Origin of the sequence: Serratia sarumanii (genome assembly GCF_029962605.1) — a bacterium.
Classification (GTDB): domain Bacteria; phylum Pseudomonadota; class Gammaproteobacteria; order Enterobacterales; family Enterobacteriaceae; genus Serratia; species Serratia sarumanii.
This window is the reverse complement of record NZ_CP124750.1, coordinates 803,676-822,839: the sequence shown is the minus strand read 5'-3', so window position 1 is coordinate 822,839 and position 19,164 is coordinate 803,676. Positions and strand designations below refer to the sequence as shown.

Genomic DNA, 19,164 nt, shown 5'->3' with positions numbered 1-19,164 from the left:
GACAGCAATATCAGTGATATATCCAAAATACCCTTTACATCGTAGCCGAGCTTTTGCCACTTCCCAGTTTCTGCGATGTAAAGGCGCCGCCGGCCGATCCCTGAATGCCAGGTCATCTCGCGCCGGAGCATCAAAACGCGCGCCAATGCTAACCAGATTGGCGTTGCCGCACCATAAGACAACTACGTAGAAAGGCCAATTCTAGTGAAAATTAACCTGATTGGAACGAGAAAACCTTATCCGGGCATGATGAAAGTGCAACAGATTTTGCCGACGGTCGAAAAATCAGACGATCGCTAGGCCAATTCGCCTTTCACCAGTGGCACAAAGCGCACCGCTTCTACCGCATCGACAACGAACTCGTTGCCATGACGCTGAATGCGTTTGAGAGTTTGAGCCTGCTCCCCCACCGGCAACACCAGAATACCGCCGTCGTCCAACTGTTCCACCAGCGCCTGCGGGATCTCCGGCGGCGCGGCAGTGACGATGATCGCATCGAACGGGCCGCGCGACGCCCAGCCCTGCCAGCCATCGCCGTGGCGGGTGGAAACATTGTGGAGATCGAGCTGCTTCAGGCGGCGCTTGGCCTGCCACTGCAACCCCTTGATGCGTTCGACGGAACAAACGTGTTGCACCAGATGCGCCAGGATGGCGGTCTGATAGCCGGAACCGGTGCCGATCTCCAGCACCCGCGAGGTGGGCGTCAGATTCAGCAGTTCGGTCATCCGCGCCACCATATAAGGCTGGGAAATGGTCTGGCCGGAGCCGATCGGCAATGCGGTGTTTTCGTAGGCCTTATGATCCAGCGCTTCGTCGACAAAACGCTCGCGCGGCACCGCCTCGATCGCCCGCAGCAGCTTTTCGTCCCGGATCCCCTGCTGCCGCAGCTGCGTCAGCAATGTTTGCATGCGCTTGTTCACCATTCCCCGCTAACCTCTGCTTTGGTTAACCATGTTTTCACGACTTCTTGCGCCGCGTAGGCGGTTAAATCCACCTGCAGCGGCGTTATCGCCACATAGCCTTGTTCCACCGCCGCAAAGTCGGTATCCGGCCCGGCATCAAATTTATCACCAGGCGGCCCGATCCAGTAGATATTTTGTCCGCGCGGATCCTGCTGGCAGAAGACCTTGTCGGCTGGATGGCGGCTGCCGCAGCGGGTCACGCGCAGGCCTTTGATCTCCGCCAGCGGCAGATCCGGTACGTTGATATTCAGGATTTTTCCGGTTCGCAACGGTTCTCGCTGCAGCGCGCGCAGGATGCGGCAGGTAATGACGGCGGCGGTCGCGTAGTGCCGGTGGCCGTTCAGCGACACCGCCAGCGCCGGCAGCCCCAGGTGCCGGCCCTCCATCGCCGCCGCGACGGTGCCGGAATAGATGACGTCGTCGCCTAAATTCGGCCCGGCGTTGATGCCGGAGACCACGATATCGGGCGCCGGGCGCATCAAGGCGTTGACGCCAAGGTAAACGCAGTCGGTCGGCGTCCCCTGCAGCACCGCAATATCCCCGTTGGCCAGCGTCTGCGTGCGCAGCGGCGACTCCAGCGTTAAGGCATTGGAAGAGCCGCTGCGGTTACGATCCGGCGCCACAACCTGCACTTCGGCGAATTCCCGCAGCGCCGCCGCCAGCACCTGAATGCCCGGAGCGCTGACGCCGTCATCGTTACTCAGCAATATCCGCATCGCTGTCATCCTGCTGCATGATCTCGCGAACCACGCTGGTGGCGAAGCTGCCTGCCGGCAGCCAGAAGCGCAGTTCCACGGTAACGTCATCCCACCAGCTCCACCGCATATTTTGCGGCTGCAGCAGCAGGGCCCGACGAGTGGGGTCGACACGCTCGCGCTTTAAAAGCGTAAGCAATTCCGGCTGCTCCGCCAAGCATTGTTGTTCAAATGCCAACGCGCTGCCGGCGGTGCCCGGCTCGCCGTCGCCCGGCAACGTCGCGGTGACAACCAGCTCACCGGCATCCAAGCGCTGTTGCAACGTCTCCAGCTCATCGGCTTTGGCGACAAACCAGCTGCCGCGGCCGCTCAGCTGCAGGGCGTCACCTTCCAGCACGGTGCGCTGCAGGCCGTCCGTCAGGCGCCTGCTCGCGACCAGATTAAACAGCGCGCTGCGGCTGGCAGAGAGGTAAAAACTGCGCTTGCTACGCTCTTTGACGCGAATTTCATCATTCGCCCAGCGGCGCGCCATCACCAGGTTGTTGCCGCCACGGCCGAAACGCTGGCTGCCGAAGTAGTTCGGCACGCCCTGCGCGGCGATGGCCTGCAGACGGCGCTCAACGTCCTGACGATCTGAAATCTGGCGCAGCACCAGCGTAAAGTGGTTGCCCTTCAGGTTGCCGATGCGCATTTTACGCAGGTGGCGGGCATACGAGAGCACCTCGCAGCCTTCCAGCGCAAACCGGGAGAAATCCGGCGTGTCCTTGCCCGGCATATGCAGGCAGAACCACTGTTCGGTCACCGCGTGGCGATCCTTCAAGCCGGCATAGCTGACGGAACGGGCGTGAATACTGGCGAAGCGCGCCAGATAGTCGGCCACGAACTGGGTATTGCAGCCGTTTTTGCGGATGTTCACCAGCACGTGCTCGCCTTCACCGTCCGGTGCAAAGCCCAGATCTTCCACCACCACGAAATCTTCCGGATTGGCTTTCAACACCCCGGTGCTCTGCGGCCGGCCATGCAGCCAGGTCAGATTCGCCATATCCATGCGGTTATTCCTTGATCAGCAAGGCAACCGCTTCGCAGGCGATGCCCTCACCGCGCCCGGTGAAGCCGAGCTGCTCGGTGGTGGTGGCCTTCACGTTGACGTCATCCATATGGCACTGCAGATCTTCCGCCAGGAAAACGCGCATCTGCGGGATGTGCGGCGCCATTTTCGGCGCCTGGGCGATAATGGTGATATCGAGGTTGCCGAGGCGATACCCTTTGGCGCGAATGCGTTTCCAGGCTTCGCGCAGCAGTTCGCGGCTGTCGACGCCTTTGAACGCCGGATCGGTATCGGGGAACAGCTTGCCGATATCGCCCAGCGCCGCCGCGCCCAGCAGGGCATCGGTCGCGGCGTGCAGCGCGACGTCACCGTCGGAGTGGGCCAGCAAACCTTTGTCGTAAGGGATGCGAACACCGCCGATCACCAACGGGCCTTCGCCGCCGAATTTATGTACGTCAAAACCGTGACCGATACGCATGGTGCGCTCCTTAATTGTCTAACTGAGTCAAATAGAACGCCGCCAGCGCCAAATCCTCCGGCCGCGTTACTTTAATGTTGTCCGCCCGGCCGGCGATCAGCAGCGGATGGTAACCGCAATGCTCCAGCGCCGAGGCTTCGTCGGTGACGTTCGCGCCTTCATCCAGCGCGCGCTGCAGGCACTGCTTGAGCAACGGCAGCGGAAACAGCTGCGGCGTCAGCGCGTGCCACAGATCCTGCCGATCGACGGTATGGGCGATGGTTTCGCGGCCGGGTTCGGCGCGTTTCATGGTGTCGCGCACCGGCGCGGCGAGAATGCCGCCGACCTTACTGTGTGCGGTAATCGCCAGCAGGCGCTCGAGATCGTCGGCGTGCAGGCAGGGGCGCGCGGCGTCGTGCACCAGCACCCAGTCCGCATCGCCCGCCAGATTCAGCCCGGCCATCACCGAATCCGCGCGCTGCTTGCCGCCCTCGGTGACGATCACCCGCGGATCCTGGGCGATCGGCAACTGTTCGAACTGGCGATCTTCGGGGCCGATCGCCACGATCACCCGCTCGATACGCGGGTGGCGCAACAGGGCATGGATGGCGTGTTCGACGATACTATGCCGGCCGATAGTTAAATATTGCTTCGGGCATTCCGCCTGCATGCGGCTGCCGATACCGGCAGCGGGCAGGACGGCAATCACCGAGGGAAAGGTGCCTGCGGAGTGATTCATGCGTTATTTTTGTGCGTTGTTTTGCGAGGAAGACGCCGCGTTGCGTCTGGATTGGTCAGGAACCAGACGATAGAAAGTCTCACCGGGCTTGATCATGCCCAGCTCATTACGCGCACGCTCTTCGATCGCTTCCTGTCCGCCGTTCAAATCGTCGATTTCGGCAAACAGCTGATCGTTACGCGCTTTCAACTTGGCGTTGTTGCCCTGCTGGACCGCAACGTCTTCATTGACCCGCACGTAATCGTGAATACCATTTTTGCCCAGCCACAGTGAATACTGTAACCAACCGAGCAATGCCAGCAATAGCAGCGTAAGTTTTCCCATCTCCGCCCCCTGAAAAACCGACCAATCATCCCACAACTTCTCGTTGGACTCCACACTGAGAGCGGCATTTCAACGCCAAATTCAGAATACGGATGAAGGGTTCCCGAGTTTATAACCCAAATCCGCGGCGAAAGCGGCAAAAAAAGCCCCTTTTACCCGACGCGCGCGGCGCGTTTTCCGATGAGAGACACACTGCCCTTCCTCCATTATGCAGCAAGAATCACTGCACCGCCGCTTACCGGCCCATCGCTTACGCCACAGCAATGCAAAAAATGAATATTTACCACCATAGAAAGAATAATCCTCATACAGCGGTTGCACTTTCATTCATTGAAGCTTATTTTTATGCACTACTAGTGCATAAATAACTCCAATGTATAACCTTTCATTATCGGGGATCGCGATGTTAAAACGTTTAGTTCTGATCGGCGCCTGCCTGGCCGCCACCTTCTCCACCGCCGCGTTGGCGGCTGAACCTACCTACGTTGTCGGCTCCGGCGGCACCTATCGGCCGTTCGAATTTGAAAACAGCCAAAAACAGCTGGAAGGGTTCGACATCGACATCATCAAAGCGGTGGCCAAGGCCGAAGGCTTCCAAATCAAACTGATCAATACGCCGTGGGAAGGGATCTTCGCCACGCTGAATTCCGGCGATCGCGATATCATCATTTCCGGCATCACCATCACCGACAAACGCAAGCAAATGGTTGATTTCTCGGCGCCTTACTTCCCGGCCGAACAGGCCATCGTCGTGCCGCAGGACTCGACGGTCGATTCCATCGCCGCGTTGAAAGCGCTGAAGGTCGGCGTGGTGAACTCCAGCACCGGCGACATCGTGGTGTCCGATGTGCTGGGCAAAAACAGCACCGCCATCAAGCGCTTCGACAATACGCCGCTGATGCTGCAGGAGCTGTATGAAGACGGCATCGGCGCGGCGGTCGGCGACGTCGGCGTGGCCAAGTTCTATATCAAAACCCACCCTGAGAAGGCCTTCAAGCTGGTGTCCGACGCCAAGTTCGAGCGCCAGTATTTCGGCATCGCCGTCGCCAAAGGCAACGACGAACTGCGTAACAAGATTAACGCCGGCCTGAAGAAGATCGTCGCCGACGGCACCTACGCCAAGATCTACCAAACCTGGTTCGACAGCAACGTACCGACGCTGCCGGCGGAATAAACAACTGGCGCGCCTCAGCGCAGTCGGCCAGTAAATAAACAGGCGTAGCGAGCTAAGTCAGATTGGGTGCGGCCAGCGCACAGCCACCGGAGTGGACACGCAGTCCATGAGGATGGCGAGCACTGCCCAATCCCAAGATGACAACGCGCAGTAGCCTTAACACGCTTAAATAAGGATCTGATCTTGAACTTCCGCTGGGAGATTATCCAGGAATACGCGCCGCTGTTTATGGAAGGCGCCTGGATGACCATCAAATGCACCATTATCTGCGTGCTGCTGGGCACCACCTGGGGATTGATCCTCGGGCTGGGTCGTTTGGCGCAGGCGCCGCACGGCATCTGGAAACCCATACTGCATTACGGCGTTCAGTGGCCGGTGCGCATCTACATCAGCGCCTTTCGCGGCACGCCGCTGTTCGTACAAATCATGGTCGTGCACTTCGCGCTGGTGCCGCTGTTCATCAACCCGCGCGACGGCCTGCTGGTCACCAGCGGCCTGATGAGCGTCGATTTTGCCCGCGCACTGCGCGCCGACTACGGCGCCTTTCTCTCCTGCGTGGTGGCGATCACGCTCAACGCCGGCGCCTATGTGTCGGAAATCTTCCGCGCCGGGATCCAGTCTATCGACCGCGGCCAAATGGAAGCTTCGCGTTCGCTGGGCATGAGCTACGGCAAGACCATGCGCCAGGTGATCCTGCCGCAGGCCTTCCGCCGCATGCTGCCGCCGCTGGGCAACAACGCCATCGCCATCGTCAAGGATTCGTCGCTGGCCTCCGCCATCGGCCTGGCGGATCTGGCCTATGCCGCCCGCACCGTCTCCGGCGCCTACGCCACCTACTGGGAGCCCTACCTGACCATTTCGCTGGTCTATTGGGTCATCACCTTCCTGCTCTCGCTGCTGGTGCAACACATGGAAAAGAGGTTCGGTAAAAGTGATTCGCGTACATAACCTGCAAAAACAGTTCGGCGAGAGCCACGTGCTGCGCGGCATTTCCTGCCGGATCGCCACCAACGAAGTGGTGTGCGTCATCGGCCCTTCCGGCTCCGGGAAGAGCACCTTCCTGCGCTGCATCAACGCGCTGGAAACGCTCTCCGGCGGCGAGATCGAGGTCAACGGCTTCGCCATCCACGATCAGAAAACCGACCTGAACAAGATGCGTGAAAGCGTGGGCATGGTGTTCCAGCGCTTCAACCTGTTCCCTCACATGACGGTGTTGGAAAACATCATCATGGCGCCGGTGAGCGTGAAGAAACGGCCGCGCGCCGAAGCCATCGCGCAAGCCGAACAGCTGCTGCGCAAGGTCGGCCTGCTCGACAAGATCGACGCCTACCCCAACAGCCTGTCCGGCGGCCAGCAGCAGCGGGTGGCCATCGCCCGCGCGCTGGCGATGGAGCCGAAGATCATGCTGTTCGACGAACCCACCTCCGCGCTCGATCCGGAGCTGGTGGGCGAAGTGTTGGCGGTGATGAAATCGCTGGCCCACGAGGGCATGACCATGGTGGTGGTCACGCATGAGATGGGCTTTGCCCGCGAGGTGGCCGATCGGGTGCTGTTTATCGATCAGGGGATCATTCAGGAGGAAGGTGCGCCGCAGCAGATCTTCAGCCATCCGGCCAATCCGCGCACACAGGCGTTTCTGAGCAAAGTTTTGTAACCTTCGGCACCGCTTTGCAATCCTTCGGGCGCCGGCATCGGCGCCCGCTCTCTCACCACCCGGTCAGGAAGCTGAACACCAGCCAGAACAGGCACAGCACGATGGCGCCGGTCAGCAGCAGCGTCAGGATCAGACGACCGCGCAACAGCATGCTGAGGGTGATGCCGATCAGCACCGACAGCGGCATCAGCGCCAGGAAGAACGGCCAGGTATAGAGCAGGAAAAACAGCGTGTTGGAACCGTAAACCAGGAACGGCAACGCGAACGCCAGCCAGTAGAAAACAAAGCCGCTGACGCCGCCCAGGAAAGAATAAGAAGGCTCTTCTCTCTCCTGTTTTGACTGCTTGGAGTCGATCAAGATAGGCGTGACATTTTGCATAGTGATCCCTGGTTATTCGGCTCGCTCTGCGGCGGCTTAGAGTAAAAAGCGCATGGCGAAAAACGCCACACGCTTTTTTTGAATTCAGGGTTTGATAATAGCCTGACCACGCAACACGTCTAACAATTGCGCAATCAAATTTGTTACCAATTGTTGGCCATCGAGGTGGATTTCCGGCTGCTGCGGCGCCTCGTAAACCGCGTCGATGCCGGTGAAATTGCGCAGCTCGCCGGCGCGCGCTTTTTTATACAATCCCTTCGGATCGCGCGCCTCGCAGATCGCCAACGGCGTGTCGACGAACACTTCGATAAAGCGATCGTCGCCGAGCATTTCGCGCACCATCTGCCGCTCGGCGCGGTGCGGCGAAATGAACGCGGTCAGCACCACCAGCCCGGCATCCACCATCAGTTTGGCCACTTCCCCCACCCGGCGGATGTTCTCGCGCCGATCTTCGTCCGAGAAGCCGAGATCGCGGCACAGGCCGTGGCGCACGTTATCGCCGTCCAGCAGATAGGTGCTGACGCCGAGCCCGTGCAGCGCCTGCTCCAGCGCGCCGGCGACGGTGGATTTGCCCGAGCCGGACAGCCCGGTAAACCACAGCACCGCGCCGCGGTGGCCGTTGCGCGCTTCGCGATCCGCGCGCGTCACCGCGTGCGGATGCCAAACCACGTTCTCATCGTCCGGCCCGGTCGCCCTCAGTTCAGCGGCCACTTTATCGGCCACCGAGCAGATCGCGTGCGCCCCAGTGCGGGAAGTGCTTGCGCACCAGCGCATTCAACTCCAGCTCGAAAGCGCTGAACTCGCCGCGCGCCGCCGATGCGGCCTGCAGCGTTTCACGCACCAGACCGGCGCCCACCGTGACGTTGCTCATGCGATCGATGAAGATCAGCCCGCCGGTGTCGTGATTGCTCTGATAGCTGTCCAGCACCAGCGGTTCGTCGAAGGTCAGCTCCACCAGGCCGATGCCGTTAAGCGGCAACGTGTCTGCCGGGTGCTGCGCCAGCGTATTGATCTCCACCTGATGGCGGATACTCTCCACGCGGGCGCGGGTCTTTTTACCGGCGATCTTGATGTCGTAGCTCTGGCCCGGCACCAGCGGCTGCTCGGCCATCCATACCACGTCCACCAGCGCGCTCTGCGCCGCCTGCAGGCTTTCGCCGGCGTCGACCAGCAGATCGCCGCGGCTGATGTCCACCTCATCCTTCAGCACCAGCGTAATCGCCTCGCCCGGCACCGCCTCTTGCAGATCGCCGTCGAAGGTCACGATGCGCGCTACGCTGGACTCCACGCCGGAAGGCAGCACCTTGACCCGTTGCCCCACCCGCACCACGCCGGCGGACAGCGTGCCGGCATAGCCGCGAAAATCGAGGTTCGGGCGGTTGACGTACTGCACCGGGAAGCGCAGCGGCTGGTTTTCTCGCTCGCTGACCACGTCCACGCTCTCCAGCACTTCCAGCAGCGTCGGGCCGCTGTACCACGGCATATGGGCGCTTTCGCTCGCCACGTTGTCGCCGTCCAGCGCCGACAGCGGCACGAATTTGATGTCCAGATCGCCTGGCAGCTGCTGGGCGAAGGTCAGGTAATCCTGTTTGAACTGCTCAAACACCGCTTCCTGGTAGTCCACCAGATCCATCTTGTTCACCGCCACCACCAGATGGCGAATGCCCAGCAGGGTCGCGATAAAGCTGTGGCGGCGAGTCTGGTCCAATACCCCTTTGCGCGCGTCGATCAACAGGATCGCCAGATCGCAGGTGGAGGCACCGGTGGCCATGTTGCGGGTGTACTGCTCATGCCCCGGGGTATCGGCGATGATAAATTTGCGTTTTTCAGTCGAGAAATAGCGATAGGCCACGTCGATGGTGATGCCCTGCTCGCGCTCGGCCTGCAGGCCGTCCACCAGCAGCGCCAGATCGAGCTTCTCGCCCTGGGTGCCGATGCGTTTGCTGTCGCTGTGCAGCGTCGACAGCTGATCCTCGTAGATCTGGCGGGTATCGTGCAGCAGGCGGCCAATCAGGGTGCTTTTGCCGTCATCGACGCTGCCGCAGGTCAGAAAGCGCAGCAGGCTCTTGTGCTGCTGCGCGTGCAGATAGGATTCGACGCCGCCCTGGTCGGCTATTTGTTGTGCGATTGCGTTGTTCATCCGGCGGCTCCTTAGAAATACCCTTGACGCTTTTTCAGCTCCATCGAGCCGGACTGATCGCGATCGATCATCCGCCCCTGGCGTTCACTGGTGGTGGAGACCAGCATCTCTTCGATGATCTCCGGCAGGGTTTGCGCCTGCGAGTCCACCGCGCCGGTCAGCGGCCAGCACCCCAGGGTGCGGAAACGCACCATGCGCTGGCTGATCACTTCACCCGGCTGCAGATCGATGCGATCGTCGTCCACCATCATCAGCATGCCGTCGCGCTCCACCACCGGGCGAGGTTTCGCCAGGTACAGCGGCACGATGTCGATCTTTTCCAGGAAGATGTACTGCCAGATATCCAGCTCGGTCCAGTTCGACAGCGGGAAGACGCGGATGCTCTCCCCTTTGTTGATCTGGCCGTTGTAGTTGTGCCACAGCTCCGGCCGCTGGTTTTTCGGATCCCAGCGGTGGAAGCGATCGCGGAACGAATAGATGCGCTCTTTGGCGCGCGATTTCTCCTCGTCGCGCCGCGCACCGCCAAAGGCGGCGTCGAAACCATACTTGTTCAACGCCTGCTTCAGGCCCTCGGTCTTCATGATGTCGGTATGCTTGGCGCTGCCGTGCACAAACGGGTTGATGCCCATCGCCACCCCTTCCGGGTTTTTATGCACCAGCAGCTCGAAGCCGTACTCCTTCGCGGTGCGATCGCGGAATTCGTACATTTCGCGGAACTTCCAGCCGGTATCGACGTGCAGCAGCGGGAACGGCAACGTGCCGGGGAAGAACGCCTTGCGCGCCAGATGCAGCATCACGGAAGAGTCTTTACCGATGGAATACAGCATCACCGGGTTGGCGAATTCAGCGGCGACTTCACGGATGATATGGATACTCTCCGCCTCCAATTGCCGCAAATGAGTGAGTCGTTTTTCGTCCATAACAGATCCTTAAAAGCCTTGCCTATGCCAAATTCACGACGGCCGGGCGCGCGGCCCCTTCCGTCTGCGATTGATGCCCGAACCAGGCGATTTGATGGTGCAGTTCCACCACTTCGCCAATCACCAGCAGCGCCGGCAGCGGCGCCCGTTGGGCCAGATGTTCCAGTTGATCCAGCGTGCCGATCTGCACCTGCTGATCGGCGCGCGTGCCGCGGCTGATCACCGCCACCGGCGTATCGGCAGCGCGGCCGTGGGCGATCAGGCGTTGGCTGATGTCCGCCGCCTTCATGGTGCCCATGTAGATAGCCAGCGTCTGCCGCGCCCGGGCCAGATCGGCCCAGTCCAGGCCATCGCCGTCGGGGCGGCAGTGGCCGGTGATAAAGGTCACGCTCTGCGCGTGGTCGCGGTGCGTCAGCGGAATGCCGGCGTAGGCGGTCGCCCCCGCGGCGGCCGTGACACCCGGCACCACTTGGAACGGGATGCCGGCGGCGGCGGCCACCTGCAGCTCTTCGCCGCCGCGGCCAAAGATGAACGGATCGCCGCCCTTCAGGCGCACCACGCGTTTGCCCTGCTGCGCCAGCTCCACCAGCAGCCGGTTGGTCTCTTCCTGGATCACCGAGTGCGCGCCGGCGCGCTTGCCCACGCAGATGCGTTCGGCGTCGCGGCGCACCAGATCGAGGATCTCGCCGCTGACCAGATGGTCATACAGCACCACGTCCGCCTGCTGCATCACCTGCAGCCCGCGCAGGGTCAACAGCCCCACGTCGCCCGGCCCGGCGCCCACCAGGGCTATCTCGCCCTGCACGCCTTCATCGCCTGCGGCGAAGCTTTGCAAATCCTGCTCCAGCTGCCGCTCCGCCTGCGCCGTCTGGCCGTTGGCCACCAGCGTGGCGAAACGGCCGCCGAAGGTTTTCTCCCAGAAACGACGACGTTCGCCGATCGAGGCCAGCCGCTGTTTGGCCTGGCCGCGCCAGCGGCCCGCCACCTGCGCCATCTGCCCCAAACTGGCGGGCAGCAACGCCTCCAGCTTTTCGCGCAGCAACCGCGCCAGCACCGGCGCCTGGCCGCTGGACGACACCGCCACCACCAGCGGCGAGCGATCGATGATCGACGGGAAGATGAACGAACAGCGCGGCTGATCGTCCACCACGTTGGCCAACACCCGGCGTTTATCCGCTTCGGCGAACACCGCGGCATTCAGCGCGTTGTCGTCCGTGGCGGCGATCGCCAGAAACACGTCGTCCAGCTGTTGCGGGTCAAAGGTTTTCCCCAGCCAGAGCAGTTGCCCTTGCTGACGTTGTTGTTCCAGTTCCGGTGAGAGCGACTGCGCAACTATCCGTATTTCAGCCCCGGCGCGCTGAAGCAGATCGACTTTGCGCGCAGCCACGTCACCGCCGCCAACGACCAGCACCGGACGTTGTTTCAGGTCGGCAAATATTGGTAGATAGTCCACAACAGCCTTTTCATATAACAGAAAGATAGTGTGACTATACGGGCTGAGATTTAGCCTCTGAAATGACGAAAAGGAATGATTAGTTCCTTTATGGAATATAGGCCGCAACGCCAGAGGCAAACGGTGATAACTGCGGCGACGGTTTGCGCATTCGCGCGAAAATTAAGAGACGGGGAAATTGTGTAATGCCGCCCGGCGTCTCATACTGGGTGCCGAAGAAAAATGATCGGCAGCGCCGATAGCAAAGAAGGATTTTTCGGTATGTTTTCCCGTTTTTACCTGAAGACCAGCCTGCTGGCCCTCGCACTCGGCGGCGTCTTCAGCGTTTGTGCCGCACAGCCCGCAAAAGACGCGCCAATGGGCCGTTTCGCCGCCGAACAGACCCGCCACATCGCCACTTACTTCCCCGGCCGCATGGCGGGCAGCCCGGCCGAATTGCTCACCGCCGACTACCTGAAGCAGCAGTTCAGCAAGATGGGTTATCAAAGCGATATTCGCAGCGTCAACACGCGCTATCTCTACACCAGCAAAGACGGCAAGAAGAATTGGAACAACGTCACCGCCAGCTCGGTGATCGCCGCCCGCAACGGCGACAGCCCGAAACAAATAGTGATTGTCGCCCACTTCGACACCTACACGCCGCAGAGCGACGAAGACCTGGATAACAACCTCGGCGGCCTGACGCTGCAGGGCGTCGACGACAACGCCTCCGGCATCGGCGTGATGCTGGAACTGGCGGAGCGCCTGAAAAGCATCCCCACCGCCTACGGCCTGCGCTTCGTCGCCACCAGTGCCGAAGAGATCGGCTCGCTGGGCGCACAAAACTACCTGCAACGCATGAGCGCGGAAGAGAAAAGCAACACCGTGCTGGTGATCAACCTCGACAGCCTGATCACCGGCGATCGTCTGTACTTCAACGCCGGGCGCAACACGCCGCCGCAAATGGCGAAACGCTCCCGCGATCGCGCGCTGGATATCGCCCACCGCTACGGCATCGCCGCCGCCAGCAATCCGGGTAGCGCCCAGCATCCGAAGGGCACCGGCTGCTGCTCCGATCAAGAGGTGTTCGACGCCGCAGGCATCCCGGTGCTGTCAGTGGAGGCCACCAACTGGTCGCTGGGCGACAAGGACGGCTACCAGCAGCGCGCCGTCAGCCCGCACTTCCCGCAGGGCATCACCTGGCACCGCCCGCAGTATGACAACCTGCAGTATCTGGATCGCTATCTGCCGGGGCGGATCGACAAACGCAGCCGCGAAAGCGTGCAGATCCTGCTGCCGCTGATCAAAGAGCTGGCGCAGGCGCACCCGCCGAAAGCACAGAAGAAAAAGTAGCCCGCAAAAAAACAGGGCCCAGCATTGAACTGAGCCCTGTCATGTTGATCGCGCCGTTTAGCCTTCGTGCAAGCCGCACTCGCGCTTCAGGCCGAAGAAACGCGTCTCTTCCTCGCTCATGCCCGGCTCCCACTTCTGGGTGGTGTGGGTATCGCCTACCGACAGGTAGCCCTGCTCCCACAGCGGGTGATAGCTCAGCCCATGTTCGGTCAGGTACTGGTAAATCTTGCGGTTGTCCCAGTCGATGATCGGCAGGATCTTGAACACCCCACGCTGCACCGCCAGCACCGGCAGATTGGCGCGGCTGCCGGACTGCTCGCGCCGCAGGCCGGCGAACCAGCTCTGCGCCCCCAGCGTCTCCAGCGCGCGGTTCATCGGCTCGACCTTGTTGATCTGGTTGTACTTCTCAATCCCTTCCACGCCCTGTTCCCACAGCTTGCCGTAGCGCGCCTCTTGCCAGGCGGGAGACTGTTCGGCGCGGAACACCTGCAGATTCAGCTTCAGCTGGTCGGTCAGTTGATCGATAAAGCGGTAGGTTTCCGGGAACAGGTAACCGGTGTCGGTCAGGATCACCGGGATATCCGGCCGGATGCGCGTCACCAGGTGCAGGCATACCGCCGCCTGAATGCCGAAACTGGACGAGAGTACGAACTCGCCGGGCAGATGCTCCAGCGCCCATGCAACGCGCTGTTCGGCGCTGAGGGTCTCCAGTTGGCCGTTGACCACCGCCAATGCCAGCGCCTGCCCGGATTTGGGCAACGCGTTCAGCGCCGCCAGATCGAATTCAGCCATGTTGTCTCTCCTGCTACTTGAAATTACCTGTGCGGCCCCTCTGCCCCAGGGGCCGCCCGGCCTCACTCCCAGAAATCTCGCGCCGGATCCAGCACCGGTTTGACGATGCCCGCGCGGATGGTGAAGTCGCCGAAGCCTTCGCCGGCGTTGCGCTCCTTCGCCCAGCGCCCCACCAGCAGGTCGATCTCGCTCAGGATCTCGTCTTCGTTGATGTTCTCGCGGTACATACGCGGAATGCGCGTGCCTTCGCGGTTGCCGCCCAAATGCAAGTTATAGCGGCCGACCGCCTTGCCCACCAGCCCCAGCTCCGCCAGCAGCGCGCGGCCGCAGCCGTTCGGGCAGCCGGTGATGCGCAGCACGATATGCTCGTCGCCCACCCCGTGCCGATGCATGATCCCTTCCACCTTGGTGACGAACTGCGGCAGGAAGCGCTCGGCCTCCGCCATCGCCAACGGGCAGGTCGGGAACGATACGCAGGCCATCGAGTTCTTGCGTTGCTCACTGATCTCGTCGTCGATCAGGCCATGCTCGCGCGCCAGGGCTTCGATCTTCGCCTTCTCGCTTTCCGGCACGCCGGCGATGATCACGTTTTGGTTCGCCGTCAGACGGAAGTCGCCTTTATGGATCTTGGCGATCTCCGCCATGCCGGTCTTCAGCGGGCGCCCCGGATAGTCCAGCAGGCGGCCGTTCTCGATAAACAGCGTCAGGTGCCACTGATCGTCGATGCCCTTCACCCAACCGATGCGATCGCCGCGGCCGGTGAATTCATACGGCCGGATCGGCGCGAAGGTGATACCGGCGCGCTTTTCCACTTCGGCGCGGAAAACGTCCACCCCGACGCGCTCCAGCGTGTATTTGGTTTTGGCGTTCTTGCGATCGGTGCGGTTGCCCCAGTCGCGCTGCGTGGTCACCACCGCTTCCGCCACCGCCAGCGTATGCTCGAGCGGAATGTAGCCGAATTCGCTGGCCTGCCGCGCGTAGGTCTTCTTGTTGCCGTGTTCGATGGACAGCCCGCCGCCCACCAGCAGGTTGAAGCCCACCAGCTTGCCGTTTTCGGCGATCGCCACGAAGTTCATGTCGTTGGCGTGCAGATCGACGTCGTTCTGCGGCGGGATCACCACCGTGGTTTTGAATTTGCGCGGCAGGTAGGTCGGCCCCAGAATCGGCTCTTCGTCGGTGGTGGCCACCTTCTCCTGATCCAGCCACACCTCTGCGTAGGCGCGGGTGCGCGGCAGCAGGTGTTCGGAGATCTTCTTCGCCCACTCGTAGGCTTCCTGATGCAGCTCGGACTCCACCGGGTTGGAGGTGCACAGCACGTTGCGGTTGACGTCGTTGGCGGTCGCCAACGCGTCCAGCCCCAGGCGGTTCAGCAGCTGGTGCACCGGTTTGACGTTGCCTTTCAGAATGCCGTGAAACTGGAACGTCTGGCGGTTGGTGATGCGAATGCTGCCGTACAGCGTGCTCTCCTGCGCGAACTTGTCGATGCCCAGCCACTGCTGCGGGCTGATGATGCCGCCCGGCAGGCGGCAGCGCAGCATCATGGCGTGGCGCGGCTCCAGCTTCTGCTCGGCGCGTTCGGCGCGAATATCGCGGTCATCCTGCTGATACATGCCGTGAAAACGGATCAACAGGAAGTTGTCGCCGTTGAAGCCGCCGGTCAGGCCGTCGTTCAAATCTTCGGCGATGGTGCCGCGCAGGAAGTTGCTCTCCTTCTTCATGCGCTCCGCATCGGCCAGTTTGCCTTCGACTACCAAAGGCCCGGGGTGTTTATCACTCATCAGTAAACATCTCGCTGATAACGGCGCTCAAGGCGCAGCTCACTTAAAAATTCATCCGCCTGCTCGGTATCCATGCCACCGTGCTCGGCCACCAGTTCCAGTAATGTGTTTTCCACGTCTTTCGCCATGCGATTGGCATCGCCGCAGACGTAAATGTGCGCGCCTTCCTGAATCCAGCGCCACACTTCCGCGCCCTGTTCGCGCAGTTTGTCTTGTACGTATATTTTATGTTGCTGGTCGCGGGACCAGGCCAGATCGATGCGGGTCAGCAGGCCGTCTTTCACGTAGCGCTGCCATTCGACCTGATACAGGAAATCTTCGGTGAAGTGCGGGTTGCCGAAGAACAGCCAGTTTTTGCCGCCGGCGCCGTCGGCGTCGCGCTGCTGCATAAAGGCGCGGAACGGCGCGATGCCGGTGCCCGGGCCAATCATGATCACCGGCGTTTCCGGGTTGGCCGGCAGGCGGAAGTTGTCGTTGTGTTCGATAAACACCCGCACGTCGCCGTCTTCCTCCAGGCGATCCGCCAGGAAGCCGGAGGCGCCGCCGCTGCGGGCGCGCCCGTCGATGTCGTAACGCACCACGCCCACGGTGATGTGGACTTCGCTTTCGTTCTCCGCCTGCGAAGAGGCGATGGAGTACAGACGCGGCGTCAGCGGGCGCAGCAGGCCGACCAGCTGTTCGGCGCTCAGATCCGCCGGCGCCTGACGCACCATGTCGACGATCGGCGTGTTGTGCGCGTACTGCTGCAGCGCAGCTTTATCCGCCAACAGGCCGATGAGAGTTTCGTCGCGCGACAGCGCGGCGTATTTATCGACGATCGGCGTGGTGTTCTGCGTCAGCTCGAAATGGCTGCGCAGCGCCTGCGCCAGCGGCAGGGTTTGCCCTTCCACCTCGACCGGCTCGTCGCCTTTCAGCCACAACAGCTGCACCAGTTCGTCCACCAGCGCCGGATCGTTGTCGAACCATACGCCGAGCGCATCGCCCGGCTGATAGCGCAGGCCGGAGTCGCCCAGATCGATCTCGATATGGCGCACGTCTTTATCCGACGCGCGGCCGGTAATTTTCTGATTGACCGCCAGCTGGGCGGTAAGTGGTTGTTCCTTGCTGTACGGGCTGCTGTCGAGCAGATCGACCGCGCCGCTGGCCAACACGCCCGGCGCGGCGCTTTCCGCCGGCGCGCGCGCCTTCAGCACCGACACCACCTGTTTGCGCCAGGCGGCGGCCAGTTCCTGGTACTCCACGTCGGCATCCACGCGCTCCACCAGGCGCTCGGCGCCCAGCTCGGCCAGCTTGCCGTCGAAATCTTTACCTGACTGGCAGAAATTCTCATAAGAGGTGTCGCCCAGCCCGAACACCGCAAAAGCGGTATCATTCAGCTTCGGCGCCTTCTTCGAGAACAGGAATTTATGCAGCGCCACCGCTTCTTCCGCCGGCTCGCCCTCCCCCTGCGTGGAGGCGACGATCACCAGCAGGCGCTCTTGGGCTATCTGCTTGAACTTGTAGTCGCCGGCGCTGATCAGCGTGGCGCTCAGATTGGCGGCCAGCAGATCGTCGCGCAGCTGCTCCGCCAGGCGGCGCGCATTGCCGGTCTGCGAAGCGGAAATGATGGTGATGCCGGCGGCAGCCGCAGGGGCGACAGGCGCAATGGCCACGGCTCCGGGCTGTTGATTGACCATGCCCCAAAAATAGCCGGACAGCCACGCCAGCTGCGTCGGCGAATAGTCGCCGATCGTCGCCTGCAAGCGCGCCAGCTGTTCGGGCGTCAGCGGGAGCAAAGATGTTGGAGGAGCCTGAGTCGTCATTGCTGTACTTATTTCCTATACTTAGCGCCTTTCCTGCCAGGCGCGCGCCAGTGTCAGTCGCTGTCTCTTCGCTGCGTCGGGTGTGCGGAAAAGATCAGGAGAGTTTGTAAGGTTACCGAGCAGAATAGCAACGATTAAATAAGGGATAGCAATAAATCATAACCAAAATGACTAAGCTGTTTTTCCGGTAAGGGATAACGCTTAAACCGTTAAACAAAGTTTTTTATCCAGATGAAATTAAAGCGCTTTTTTTCATCGTTTTTTCACCGTTCAACATTTCGGCTCATTACCCCAGCCGATAGGTGCCGCAAACACCAAACAAAAAAAGTGTTAACCGGGCGCGGTTATCGCGGCGCTAGACCATAACGGTATAAATGGCAAGCAGACGCGCTTTCCGGTACTATGCGGCGGTTTTTGAGTCAATGAGGCCGTAATAATGGCAACCACGCTGTTTAAAGATTTTCAGTTTGAAGCCGCACACCGCTTGCCGCACGTGCCGGAGGGCCATAAATGCGGCCGTCTGCATGGGCATTCGTTTATGGTGCGTCTGGAAGTGACCGGTGAAGTGGATCCCCACACCGGTTGGGTGATGGATTTCGCCGAGCTCAAGGCTGTGTTTTCCCCGATCTGGGAGCGGCTGGATCACCATTATCTGAACGATATTCCAGGATTGGAAAATCCCACCAGCGAAGTGCTCGCCGCCTGGATTTGGCAGCAGCTCAAGCCCCAGTTGCCGGAACTGACTGCGGTGATGGTGAAAGAGACCTGTACTGCGGGATGCGTATATAAAGGTTAAAAGAAAGGGCGCCCAAGGGCGCCCTGATTTTAGGCGATGTTCAGATACTTGTGGGTCTGCATCGACAGCCGCCAGTTGCGCGCGATGCAGGTTTCGATGCACAGGCGGGTCGCCTCTTCTTTCTGGCTGATCGGCTGCAGCGCAATAATGCGCGCCTTGTCGTCCTGCAGCGTCGCCAGCAGCGCGTCCAGCGCCTCGATGTCGCGCTCGCGCGCCACCGGATGCTTCACCTCGTCGGCGCGCCGCAGCGCCTGATCCAGCACCTTCATGCCGCCGCGCATATTCACCTTCGGCGAAACCGTCACCCAGGTGTTGGCGGAACAGCGCACCTCGTGGGTGCCGCTGGTCTCAATCTGGCAGCCGTAGCCATGCTGTTCGAACAGCTCGGTCAGCGGTGTCAGATCGTAGATGCAGGGTTCGCCGCCGGTGATCACCACATGGCGCGCGGTGTAACCTTGTTGGCGCATCACCGCCAACAGTTGCTCGGCGCTGGCGTTGCCCCAGGCGTCGCTTTCCTCTGTTTTGACCAGGATCCGTTGCAGGTCGACTTCCCGATTGGCTTCCTTTTCCCAGGTATGTTTGGTGTCGCACCAACTGCACCCTACCGGGCAGCCCTGCAAGCGGATAAAAATGGCCGGCACGCCGGTGAAAAAGCCTTCGCCCTGCAAGGTTTGGAACATCTCATTGATCGGGTACTGCATCGGTTTCTCAATCTGGAA

At 61.2% G+C, this 19,164-nt stretch carries 20 protein-coding genes; 5 read left to right on the top strand and 15 right to left on the bottom strand.

Annotation, left to right across the window (positions count from 1 at the left end; translation table 11 throughout):
* Window positions 1-296: 296 nt before the first annotated feature.
* From SSARUM_RS03760 to ftsB, 6 genes are read right to left on the bottom strand one after another with little or no spacing between them, the layout of a single operon-like run.
* Window positions 297-923 (bottom strand): protein-L-isoaspartate(D-aspartate) O-methyltransferase, encoded by a 627-nt coding sequence (locus tag SSARUM_RS03760; protein ID WP_033637164.1) that lies wholly within the window; start codon window positions 921-923, stop codon window positions 297-299.
* Window positions 917-1,678 carry a 5'/3'-nucleotidase SurE gene (gene surE / locus SSARUM_RS03755; protein WP_033637163.1) on the bottom strand — a complete coding sequence of 254 codons (762 nt, stop codon included), beginning with the start codon at window positions 1,676-1,678 and terminating at the stop codon, window positions 917-919. The genes SSARUM_RS03760 and surE overlap by 7 nt, the downstream gene beginning before the upstream one ends.
* The gene (truD, locus tag SSARUM_RS03750) at window positions 1,659-2,705 is read right to left on the bottom strand and encodes a tRNA pseudouridine(13) synthase TruD (RefSeq protein ID WP_060430903.1); all 1,047 of its coding nucleotides are present in this window, start codon (window positions 2,703-2,705) and stop codon (window positions 1,659-1,661) included. Before truD ends, surE begins: the two co-directional genes overlap by 20 nt.
* A 4-nt stretch (window positions 2,706-2,709) precedes the next feature.
* Window positions 2,710-3,183 carry a 2-C-methyl-D-erythritol 2,4-cyclodiphosphate synthase gene (ispF, locus tag SSARUM_RS03745; protein ID WP_060430901.1) on the bottom strand — a complete coding sequence of 158 codons (474 nt, stop codon included), beginning with the start codon at window positions 3,181-3,183 and terminating at the stop codon, window positions 2,710-2,712.
* 10 nt (window positions 3,184-3,193) lie between these two features.
* Window positions 3,194-3,901 (bottom strand): 2-C-methyl-D-erythritol 4-phosphate cytidylyltransferase, encoded by a 708-nt coding sequence (gene ispD / locus SSARUM_RS03740; protein WP_033649254.1) that lies wholly within the window; start codon window positions 3,899-3,901, stop codon window positions 3,194-3,196.
* Between the two features lie 3 nt (window positions 3,902-3,904).
* Window positions 3,905-4,225 carry a cell division protein FtsB gene (ftsB, locus tag SSARUM_RS03735; RefSeq protein ID WP_016929043.1) on the bottom strand — a complete coding sequence of 107 codons (321 nt, stop codon included), beginning with the start codon at window positions 4,223-4,225 and terminating at the stop codon, window positions 3,905-3,907.
* Window positions 4,226-4,628: 403 nt separating this feature from the next.
* Between ftsB and SSARUM_RS03730 the strand changes: the two genes are divergently transcribed.
* From SSARUM_RS03730 to SSARUM_RS03720, 3 genes are all read left to right on the top strand, one after another.
* On the top strand, window positions 4,629-5,399 hold the full coding sequence (locus tag SSARUM_RS03730) for a basic amino acid ABC transporter substrate-binding protein (protein ID WP_033637160.1): 771 nt from the start codon (window positions 4,629-4,631) through the stop codon (window positions 5,397-5,399).
* Between the two features lie 180 nt (window positions 5,400-5,579).
* Complete coding sequence (locus SSARUM_RS03725) at window positions 5,580-6,347, top strand: amino acid ABC transporter permease (protein ID WP_086556831.1); 768 nt, start codon at window positions 5,580-5,582, stop codon at window positions 6,345-6,347.
* On the top strand, window positions 6,331-7,053 hold the full coding sequence (locus tag SSARUM_RS03720) for an amino acid ABC transporter ATP-binding protein (protein WP_049234102.1): 723 nt from the start codon (window positions 6,331-6,333) through the stop codon (window positions 7,051-7,053). The genes SSARUM_RS03725 and SSARUM_RS03720 overlap by 17 nt, the downstream gene beginning before the upstream one ends.
* A gap of 52 nt (window positions 7,054-7,105) precedes the next feature.
* Here SSARUM_RS03720 and SSARUM_RS03715 read toward each other — a convergent pair whose 3' ends face one another.
* From SSARUM_RS03715 to cysG, 5 genes are all read right to left on the bottom strand, one after another.
* On the bottom strand, window positions 7,106-7,432 hold the full coding sequence (locus SSARUM_RS03715) for a DUF3561 family protein (protein WP_004932611.1): 327 nt from the start codon (window positions 7,430-7,432) through the stop codon (window positions 7,106-7,108).
* 84 nt (window positions 7,433-7,516) lie between these two features.
* Window positions 7,517-8,206: an adenylyl-sulfate kinase gene (cysC, locus tag SSARUM_RS03710; protein WP_077791443.1), complete on the bottom strand. Its 690-nt coding sequence runs from the start codon at window positions 8,204-8,206 to the stop codon at window positions 7,517-7,519.
* Complete coding sequence (cysN, locus tag SSARUM_RS03705; protein ID WP_033652939.1) at window positions 8,145-9,572, bottom strand: sulfate adenylyltransferase subunit CysN; 1,428 nt, start codon at window positions 9,570-9,572, stop codon at window positions 8,145-8,147. Before cysN ends, cysC begins: the two co-directional genes overlap by 62 nt.
* An 11-nt stretch (window positions 9,573-9,583) precedes the next feature.
* Window positions 9,584-10,492: a sulfate adenylyltransferase subunit CysD gene (gene cysD, locus SSARUM_RS03700; RefSeq protein WP_004932620.1), complete on the bottom strand. Its 909-nt coding sequence runs from the start codon at window positions 10,490-10,492 to the stop codon at window positions 9,584-9,586.
* 22 nt (window positions 10,493-10,514) lie between these two features.
* Window positions 10,515-11,945 carry a siroheme synthase CysG gene (gene cysG / locus SSARUM_RS03695; RefSeq protein ID WP_060422416.1) on the bottom strand — a complete coding sequence of 477 codons (1,431 nt, stop codon included), beginning with the start codon at window positions 11,943-11,945 and terminating at the stop codon, window positions 10,515-10,517.
* A gap of 261 nt (window positions 11,946-12,206) precedes the next feature.
* On the opposite strand from cysG, the gene SSARUM_RS03690 reads away from it, so the two are divergent.
* Window positions 12,207-13,277, top strand: a complete 1,071-nt coding sequence (locus SSARUM_RS03690) for an aminopeptidase (RefSeq protein WP_033649282.1) — start codon at window positions 12,207-12,209, stop codon at window positions 13,275-13,277.
* A 57-nt stretch (window positions 13,278-13,334) separates the two neighbouring features.
* Here SSARUM_RS03690 and SSARUM_RS03685 read toward each other — a convergent pair whose 3' ends face one another.
* From SSARUM_RS03685 to cysJ, 3 genes are all read right to left on the bottom strand, one after another.
* On the bottom strand, window positions 13,335-14,069 hold the full coding sequence (locus SSARUM_RS03685) for a phosphoadenylyl-sulfate reductase (protein WP_016929052.1): 735 nt from the start codon (window positions 14,067-14,069) through the stop codon (window positions 13,335-13,337).
* A gap of 62 nt (window positions 14,070-14,131) precedes the next feature.
* Window positions 14,132-15,847 (bottom strand): assimilatory sulfite reductase (NADPH) hemoprotein subunit, encoded by a 1,716-nt coding sequence (gene cysI / locus SSARUM_RS03680; protein WP_060430899.1) that lies wholly within the window; start codon window positions 15,845-15,847, stop codon window positions 14,132-14,134.
* The gene (cysJ, locus tag SSARUM_RS03675; protein WP_060430897.1) at window positions 15,847-17,649 is read right to left on the bottom strand and encodes an NADPH-dependent assimilatory sulfite reductase flavoprotein subunit; all 1,803 of its coding nucleotides are present in this window, start codon (window positions 17,647-17,649) and stop codon (window positions 15,847-15,849) included. Before cysJ ends, cysI begins: the two co-directional genes overlap by 1 nt.
* A gap of 436 nt (window positions 17,650-18,085) precedes the next feature.
* Here cysJ and queD point away from each other — a divergent pair, with 436 nt between their 5' ends.
* Entirely contained in the window at window positions 18,086-18,445 is a 360-nt protein-coding gene (queD, locus tag SSARUM_RS03670) for a 6-carboxytetrahydropterin synthase QueD (protein WP_004932638.1), read from the top strand.
* 29 nt (window positions 18,446-18,474) lie between these two features.
* Here queD and queE read toward each other — a convergent pair whose 3' ends face one another.
* The gene (queE, locus tag SSARUM_RS03665; protein ID WP_043148130.1) at window positions 18,475-19,146 is read right to left on the bottom strand and encodes a 7-carboxy-7-deazaguanine synthase QueE; all 672 of its coding nucleotides are present in this window, start codon (window positions 19,144-19,146) and stop codon (window positions 18,475-18,477) included.
* Window positions 19,147-19,164 lie beyond the last annotated feature (18 nt).

Bases quoted from the DNA above. Each gene is read 5' to 3' on its own strand.
- SSARUM_RS03685 (WP_016929052.1), bottom strand. From the start codon at position 14,069: ATGGCTGAATTCGATCTGGCGGCGCTGAACGCGTTGCCCAAATCCGGG.
- truD (WP_060430903.1), bottom strand. From the start codon at position 2,705: ATGGATATGGCGAATCTGACCTGGCTGCATGGCCGGCCGCAGAGCACC.
- cysD (WP_004932620.1), bottom strand. From the start codon at position 10,492: ATGGACGAAAAACGACTCACTCATTTGCGGCAATTGGAGGCGGAGAGT.
- cysC (WP_077791443.1), bottom strand. From the start codon at position 8,206: ATGCGCTGGTGCGCAAGCACTTCCCGCACTGGGGCGCACGCGATCTGC.
- surE (WP_033637163.1), bottom strand. From the start codon at position 1,678: ATGCGGATATTGCTGAGTAACGATGACGGCGTCAGCGCTCCGGGCATT.
- SSARUM_RS03690 (WP_033649282.1), top strand. From the start codon at position 12,207: ATGTTTTCCCGTTTTTACCTGAAGACCAGCCTGCTGGCCCTCGCACTC.
- queD (WP_004932638.1), top strand. From the start codon at position 18,086: ATGGCAACCACGCTGTTTAAAGATTTTCAGTTTGAAGCCGCACACCGC.
- ispF (WP_060430901.1), bottom strand. From the start codon at position 3,183: ATGCGTATCGGTCACGGTTTTGACGTACATAAATTCGGCGGCGAAGGC.
- cysI (WP_060430899.1), bottom strand. From the start codon at position 15,847: ATGAGTGATAAACACCCCGGGCCTTTGGTAGTCGAAGGCAAACTGGCC.
- queE (WP_043148130.1), bottom strand. From the start codon at position 19,146: ATGCAGTACCCGATCAATGAGATGTTCCAAACCTTGCAGGGCGAAGGC.
- SSARUM_RS03730 (WP_033637160.1), top strand. From the start codon at position 4,629: ATGTTAAAACGTTTAGTTCTGATCGGCGCCTGCCTGGCCGCCACCTTC.
- ispD (WP_033649254.1), bottom strand. From the start codon at position 3,901: ATGAATCACTCCGCAGGCACCTTTCCCTCGGTGATTGCCGTCCTGCCC.
- ftsB (WP_016929043.1), bottom strand. From the start codon at position 4,225: ATGGGAAAACTTACGCTGCTATTGCTGGCATTGCTCGGTTGGTTACAG.
- cysN (WP_033652939.1), bottom strand. From the start codon at position 9,572: ATGAACAACGCAATCGCACAACAAATAGCCGACCAGGGCGGCGTCGAA.
- cysJ (WP_060430897.1), bottom strand. From the start codon at position 17,649: ATGACGACTCAGGCTCCTCCAACATCTTTGCTCCCGCTGACGCCCGAA.
- SSARUM_RS03715 (WP_004932611.1), bottom strand. From the start codon at position 7,432: ATGCAAAATGTCACGCCTATCTTGATCGACTCCAAGCAGTCAAAACAG.
- SSARUM_RS03760 (WP_033637164.1), bottom strand. From the start codon at position 923: ATGGTGAACAAGCGCATGCAAACATTGCTGACGCAGCTGCGGCAGCAG.